At 37.9% G+C, this 7,458-nt stretch carries 2 protein-coding genes and 1 pseudogene; 2 read left to right on the plus strand and 1 reads right to left on the minus strand.

All coding sequences use genetic code 11. The features are described from left to right. Positions 1-967: pseudogene (locus AC33VI_RS01215) on the plus strand (filamentous hemagglutinin N-terminal domain-containing protein); the annotation flags it as partial. 287 nt (positions 968-1,254) lie between these two features. On the opposite strand, the gene AC33VI_RS01220 reads toward AC33VI_RS01215, so the two are convergent. Beyond that, the gene (locus AC33VI_RS01220; RefSeq protein ID WP_491780448.1) at positions 1,255-1,392 is read right to left on the minus strand and encodes a hypothetical protein; all 138 of its coding nucleotides are present in this window, start codon (positions 1,390-1,392) and stop codon (positions 1,255-1,257) included. Positions 1,393-1,672: 280 nt separating this feature from the next. Here AC33VI_RS01220 and AC33VI_RS01225 point away from each other — a divergent pair. Next, positions 1,673-7,458 (plus strand): beta-ketoacyl synthase N-terminal-like domain-containing protein (locus tag AC33VI_RS01225; RefSeq protein WP_491780449.1); only part of this gene is annotated, 5,786 nt, incomplete at its 3' end.

The following is a 7,458-nucleotide window of genomic DNA, read 5'->3' on the forward strand; positions in this document are numbered from 1 at the left end:
GCAAACAGAAATTTCTGCCTCCACGTTTGGTAACGGTCGAGCGGGTAATATTAATATTACTGCCGATAACTTTAACCTCACAGAAGGGGCGACAATTATCACCGACACCGCTAGTAGCGGACAAGAAGGAGATATTCAACTACAAATTAAAGAGAATCTGAATTTAGTTGATAGTGCGATCGCTGCTAGTACTGGTTCTAACTCTGTCGGTCAAGGGGGAAATATCAATATTCGCTCGGCAACAGTCAGCCTCGATCGCTCTCAAGTTGCCGTTAATAGCCAGGGAGAGGGGACTGGGGGCAATATTATTTTGCAAGCCAATAATCTAACTCTAGATAACCAGTCTGCTATCAATGCAGAAACCTTGAGTACCGATGGAGGTAATATCGAACTTGTCTTGAGTGAGAATTTGTTTTTAAGAGAAAACAGTCAAATCACTGCTACGGCGGGAACGGCTCAAGCTGGAGGGGATGGGGGCAACATCGATATCGATGCCCAATTTATCTTGGCATTTCCTACAGAAAATAGCGACATCACCGCCAATGCTTTTTTAGGTAACGGGGGCAATATAACTATTAATGCTGAGAGTATCTTAGGTTTGGAATTGCGATCGCAATCTACTAGCTTTAGCGATATTACTGCTAGTTCCAAATTTGGGCTAGCGGGGAATGTTCGTATCCGCACTCTAGAAACTGACCCCAATCGCGGTTTGGTTAACCTACCCCAGCAAGCTGTCGATACTCAAGTAGTGCTGGGTTGCGATGTAGATGGAGACGGTACAGTCGCTTTTTATAATTTAGGAAAGGGTGGTTTAGCAAATAGTCCCCAAGATTTTCTGCTTCCCCATAGTGCGATCGACGAATGGCTTCCTCTAGCTGACAATTCACCAGCAAAACTGGATTTTCGATTAGATAACCAGCTAAAAACCAACATTAAAAAACAATTAGTTCCAGTTTGCCAGAGATAAGCAAACATGAAGTTGTGTTAAATTCTGCAAAACTATGGGATTTTTTACCGATAACTTAAAAACTGAAGTATTAACTCCATTTATAAGAATGTCGAACCTGAAAAATATCAATACTAAATTGATCATGCCTTTTATGCCTTTTATGTCTTTGCTGTTTTATTCAATGGCACTCGCGATCGGTTTTTGTGTTGAAATTGATTCAAGCCTCTTAGCTAAAATCGATTGTCTTACTAATAATTTTTGCACCGAAGTACACAAAAAAAATAAGTTTTAATCTGCAATCTAAATTATTGAATTAATGACAAATTTTGAAAGCGATCGCTTTTCTCTTCCAATGCTAAAAATCTAAAGTTGTTCGTAGCGTTTCTCGGACTCATGAGGCACACCTGCCTTCTGCCTTCTGCCTCAAAACGGCTTTGTTGCATAAATAAGGTGGCGAAGGGTAGAAATTACCAAGTGGTAGATTAAAGTTAGCCACAACCAAAAAACCTAATACCTTACCAATATGAAAACTACTATATATCTTGCGAAATTGTCGAATTTTCCAGTGATAACTCAAAAGTAGCGATATTAGATCGATCTAGATAATAGTAGTACAACTAAGTGTTTATTCTATTTGCCGATAGTTCGTAATATTTTTAATAAAAAAATTAGGGGTCTGTGAATATTCTCAATATTTAGTTAATAAATATTTTTAGTTTAAAGATGAAAAAAATTGCGATCGTTGGCTTATCTTGTCTTCTACCAGGTGCTACGAACCCCGAACAATACTGGCAAAATTTAATCGAAAGAAAAGATTCAACTTCCCTGGCTACCGAAGAACAAATGGGAGTTGATGCTAATATTTTTTACGCCAGTCAAAAAAGAGTTAAGGATCGCTATTATTGTCTTCGGGGCGGATATATTAGAGACTTTCAATTTGATGCTAGTGATTATGAAATAGATCGAGATATTTTAAATGATTTAGATCCACTTTATCAATGGTCGCTTTATGTAGCAAAAGAAGCATTACAAGATAGTGGTTATTTTGGCGATCGCACGGTTTTAGATAACTGTGGAGTCATTCTAGGCAATCTTTCTTTTCCTACTCGTAAATCCCATCATCTTTTCGCTCCAATATATCATCGGGCGATTAATTCGGCAATTCAAAAGCTGTTAAACAAACCTGATTTTAAATTAAAAAATAATCATAAGCAAATATCTACTTTAAATAGTAATATTTCTGGTTATCCCGCAGCTTTAATTGCCGAAGCTTTATCTTTATCGAAAATTAATTTTTCCCTCGATGCTGCCTGCGCTTCTTCTCTTTATAGTATCAAGCTTGCTTGCGATTATTTATTAGCTAATAAAGCGGATTTAATGTTAGCGGGGGCGGTTAGTTGTGGAGATCCCTTATTTATCAATCAGGGATTTTCTATTTTTCAAGCATATCCAGAAAGCGATTGCTCTCGTCCTTTGGATAAGTCTTCAGAAGGCTTAATTGCTGGGGAAGGGGCGGGTATGGTGGTTTTGAAAAGATATGAAGATGCCTTGCGAGATGGCGATCGCATTTACGCCACGATTAACGGCATTGGTTTGTCTAATGATGGCAAGGGGAAATTTGTTTTGCAACCTAATTCTAAGGGTCAAGTTCTTGCTTTTGAGAGGGCTTATAATCGTGCCGATATCAATCCAAATAGTATTGACTATATTGAATGTCACGCTACGGGTACGCCTGTAGGAGATATTGTCGAACTAAACTCAATAGAGGAATTTTTTGGGCAAGATAATAATTCTCTTTTATTGGGTTCGGTCAAATCAAATTTAGGACATTTACTCACTACTGCGGGTATTGCTAGTTTAATTAAAGTAATTTTAAGCATCAATAAAAATTTAATCCCTGCAACTATTAAGATCGATAAACCATTGCGATCGCAACTAGGAAATATAGGCGGAGAAAAGATTGTTACCAAGTCTACTATTTGGGATAAAAATATAAAAAGGGCGGGAGTTAATGCTTTTGGTTTTGGTGGTTGTAATGCTCATTTAATCATTGAGTCATCAGACTTATCGGAGAAGTTAGGGGAAAGGGTAAAGGGAAAGCGGTGCGACCCCCTAAAGGGTTCAGCAGTTCCTACAACGGAGGAAACCTCCCTTCGGGTTCAGCACTTTTCTCAAGTCGGGGAACCCGCCCAACGAAAGTGCTTCACCGCAACGGACTGCTTCACCGCGTCGGCGAAAGACGCAAGGGAACGCGCACCAAGACAGGGGGAAAGCAAAAAAGATAAACAATATCCCCTAGCTATTATTGGTATGGATGCCTTTTTTGGAGAATGTGATGGGTTAGATAGTTTCGAGCGCACCATATACGATGGCATACAACATTTTATCCCGTTACCCCCTCAACGTTGGCAGGGAATTGAAGCAGAAACTGAATTACTAAAAGAGTATGGTTTTATAGAAGGAAAAGCACCAAAGGGAGCATATATAAAAGATTTTGATTTTGATTTTCTGCATTTTAAAATTCCTCCTAAAGAAGAAGATCGCTTGATTCCCCAACAGTTACTGATGTTAAAAGTTGCAGATCGAGCAATACAAGATGCAGGTTTAATGGAAGGGAGAAATGTTGCCGTTATTGTGGCGATGGAAATCGAATTGGCTTTACATCAATATCGGGGAAGAGTCGATTTGTTATGGCAACTTAAAGAAAGCTTGAAACAAGCAAAGATCGCACTATCTGAAGAAGAGATTGAAGAACTAGAAAAGATTGCCAAAGACAGTCTTCATCCACCAGCAGCAGTAAATCGATATACCAGCGTGATTGGTAACATTATGGCGAGTCGTATCGCTGCTAAATGGGATTTTACGGGAGCATCTTTTACTATTTCTGCGGGAGAAAATTCCATTCTCAAGGCTTTGGAAGTAGCACAATTAATGTTGATCAATGGTGAAGTGGAAGCCGTAGTTTTGGGGGCTATAGATTTAGCTGGAGGAGTAGAAAGTGTATTATCCCAGCAAAAATTATCGGCTATTAATACAGGAGTTAAAACTCTTAGTTTTGATGCTCATTCTAATGGTTGGCTGGTAGGGGAAGGTGCGGGTGCAGTAGTTTTAAAACCATATAGTAATGCTAAAGAAAATCGAGATAGAATTTATGCAACCGTTGATGCTATCTCTTTAGTTCATAATTACAGTCAAAATAAGTCTTCAGAATCTATTAAACGAGCTTGTCAGCAAGCTTTTAAAGCTACAGGAATTAGCTCACAAGATATTGGTTATTTAGAAGTTTTTGCAAGTGGAATCCCCCAAGAAGATCGGGCGGAAATAAAGGGAATACTTAAAGCATATTCTAATAGCGATCAACTGCGTTGTTGTCTGGGTAGTATTAAAGCAAATATCGGTCATACTCGTGCTGCTTCTGGTATTGCTAGCCTGATTAAAACGGCATTGTGTCTCTACCACCGCTATATTCCTGCTTCTCCTAATTGGACGCAGCCCAAACAATTAGAGTTGTGGAAAGATAGTTCTTTTTATGTAGCTACGGAATCGAAAACCTGGTTTTTAGAATCAGGTCAAACTAAAAGAATAGCTGCTATTAATAGCTTGGGAATCGATCGCACTTATGCCCATGTTATTTTATCGGAAGAGACTACTCAGAAAGAACGTCTTAGTAACTATCTCCAGAAAAGTCCTTATTATCTATTAATTATTAAAGCGAGAAACTACGAACACTTGCTAGAAAGAGTTAAAGAGTTACAGCAGAGTTTAGAAAGTCATGATTTAGCTTTATTAGCAACGAAATATTATCGAGATTGGCAACATAATACTAACCTAAAATATAGTCTTGTTCTCATTGGCAGCAATAAAAATGACATCCTGAAAGAAATAAACTTTGCCCTACAAGGAATAGTAAAAGCTTTTAGTGAAAAGAATGAATGGAAAACTCCCAATGGTAGTTATTTTACAGCTAATCCTTTGGGTAAAAAAGGCAAGATTGCTTTTGTCTATCCTGGTATGGCTAGCTCGGATATCGGCTTGGGAAAAGATATTTTTAGACTATTCCCTAGACTTCATGAAATTGCTCCTAGTTTTACTAATAATTTCGGTCAAAGCCTACAGGAAGATTTACTCTATCCCAGAAATTTAACCAATCTTCCAGAGAAAATAAAAGCAAACAGTAATAAGTTTTTTAGTAATGGTTCGGTGATGTCTCAAACTGGCATCAGTCTGGCTACTTCATATACCCTAATCCTTAAAGATATATTCCAAGTTAAACCACAGATGGCTTTTGGTTATAGTTTGGGAGAGGCTTCCGCAATGCTATTTGCTTTGGGTATATGGAAAGATAAATTTCATCATCATGCTAAAAGCGCGAGTGCGGCATTACAATCTTCTCCTTTATTTAAAACAGAATTATGTGGGGTTTGTATGGCGGGGCGAGAGTTTTGGAATTTGCCTATAACTTCAGATAATCAAGCAGAAAAATTCTGGCAATCTTATCTCCTTAAAGTACGAGTCGATCGCGTCAAAGAAGTATTAAAATCGGAAACTAAAGTTTATTTGACCTTTATTAATACCCCAGAGAAAGCAGTAATCGCTGGTGAGCCACAATCTTGTTTGAGAGTAATTAATAAACTCAATTGCCAATATATTGTTATTGATTTCGATAGCGTTTTACATTGCGAAATTGCTCGAACTCGCTACAAAGAATTGATCGATATACATAACCTACCGATTCAAAGTCAACCAGATATCGATCTTTATTCTTCCATCACAGGTCAACCCCTCCAACTAACAAATAATAACCTGTCTCACAATTCATCAGAAGTATGCAGTCAAACAGTTGATTTTCCCCGAATTGTCGATCGCGTTTATCAAGATGGAGCGAGAATCTTTATTGAAGTAGGGGCTAAAAATAATTGCACTAATTGGATCGACCGCATTCTTCAAGATAAAGAATATTTAGCCGTTTCTATTAATACTAAAGGAGTCAGCGATCGCGTACAAATAACTAGGCTGTTGGCAAAACTAATTAGTCACGGTGTTTCTCTGGATTTATCCCCTCTGTTTCCAGATATTGCTACAGTTTCTCCTAAGAATAAATCTATTATTCAAAAAGTCACTTTAGGAGGTAAAAGAATCCAAGAATATATATTAACTCCAGAAAACAAAGCAAAATTTCAACTGGTAGTTTCTAAAAGCTCAACTAGAGATAATATGCAACCAGATAGGAAAAAATATAAACAAGATCTCAATATAAATCGATTACAAATTGCAGTTGCTCGACAATTAATTCTTGAAAGAAGGCAGAAGGCAGGAGGCAGAAGACAGGAGGCAGAAGACAGTCCTAAAGGATTAGCTCCGCGACATGAAGTTAGTCCTTTAGGGTTCCGATCCGCGTCAAGTCAGAAGCCCGATAATAGTATAGTTTGGAATGAAGCAGATCTCTTAGAATTTGCTAAAGGAAATATTGCCGATGTCTTTGGGGATGAATATCAAATTATTGATTCCTACTCCCGACGAGTCAGACTACCTTTACCACCCTATTTATTGGTAAGTCGAGTTACCAAACTAGAGGCAAAAATAGGAGAATATAAACCTTCTGCCATAACCACAGAATACGATATTCCGAGTAATGCTTGGTATGCAGTAGATCGCCAAATCCCTGGATGTATTGCGATCGAGTCTGGACAATGCGATCTATTATTAATTAGTTACCTAGGAATCGATTTTGAAAATAAAAGAAAATTAGTTTATCGCTTGTTAGATTGTACTCTTACTTTTCTCGAAGAACTACCCAAGGAAGGAGATACTTTACGCTACGACATCAAGATTAATTCCTTTGCCAAAAGTGGCGATAACTTACTCTTTTTCTTTAGCTATGAATGCTTTGTTAAAGATAAAATGATTATTAAAATGGATGGAGGCTGTGCTGGCTTCTTTTCTGATACTCAGTTGGAGCAAGGTAAAGGAGTTATTGTTACCGAAAAAGAACTAGCTGCTAGAAAAAAGATTGCTAAGCAAAAATTTGAACCTTTGCTAGTTTGTAATAAATTCAATTTTAACGAAGCCGATCTATCCCATCTAATCCAAGGAAATTTAGATCGATGTTTTGGCAGACATTACCATCAATATGGTTTAAATAAATCCTTGCGATTACCTCCTCAGAAAATAATGATGATCGATCGCATAACTTCTGTCGATCCCACAGGAGGAGATTGGGGATTGGGTTTGATTGTGGCTGAAAAACAACTCGAACCCGAACATTGGTATTTCCCCTGTCATTTTCAAGACGATCCTGTTTTAGCAGGTTCGCTACAATCAGAAGGCTTCAGTCAAATCTTACAATTTTATTTACTTTATTTAGGATTACATACCCTAACTAAAGATGCTCGCTTTCAACCTATTTACGGACAACCCCAAGTAGTTCGCTGTCGGGGACAAGTAACCCCAATTTCTGCTAAATTAATCTATCGTTTGGAAGTCAAAGAAATTGGTTTAGTTCCCCATCC

The organism is Waterburya sp. (genome assembly GCF_058530065.1).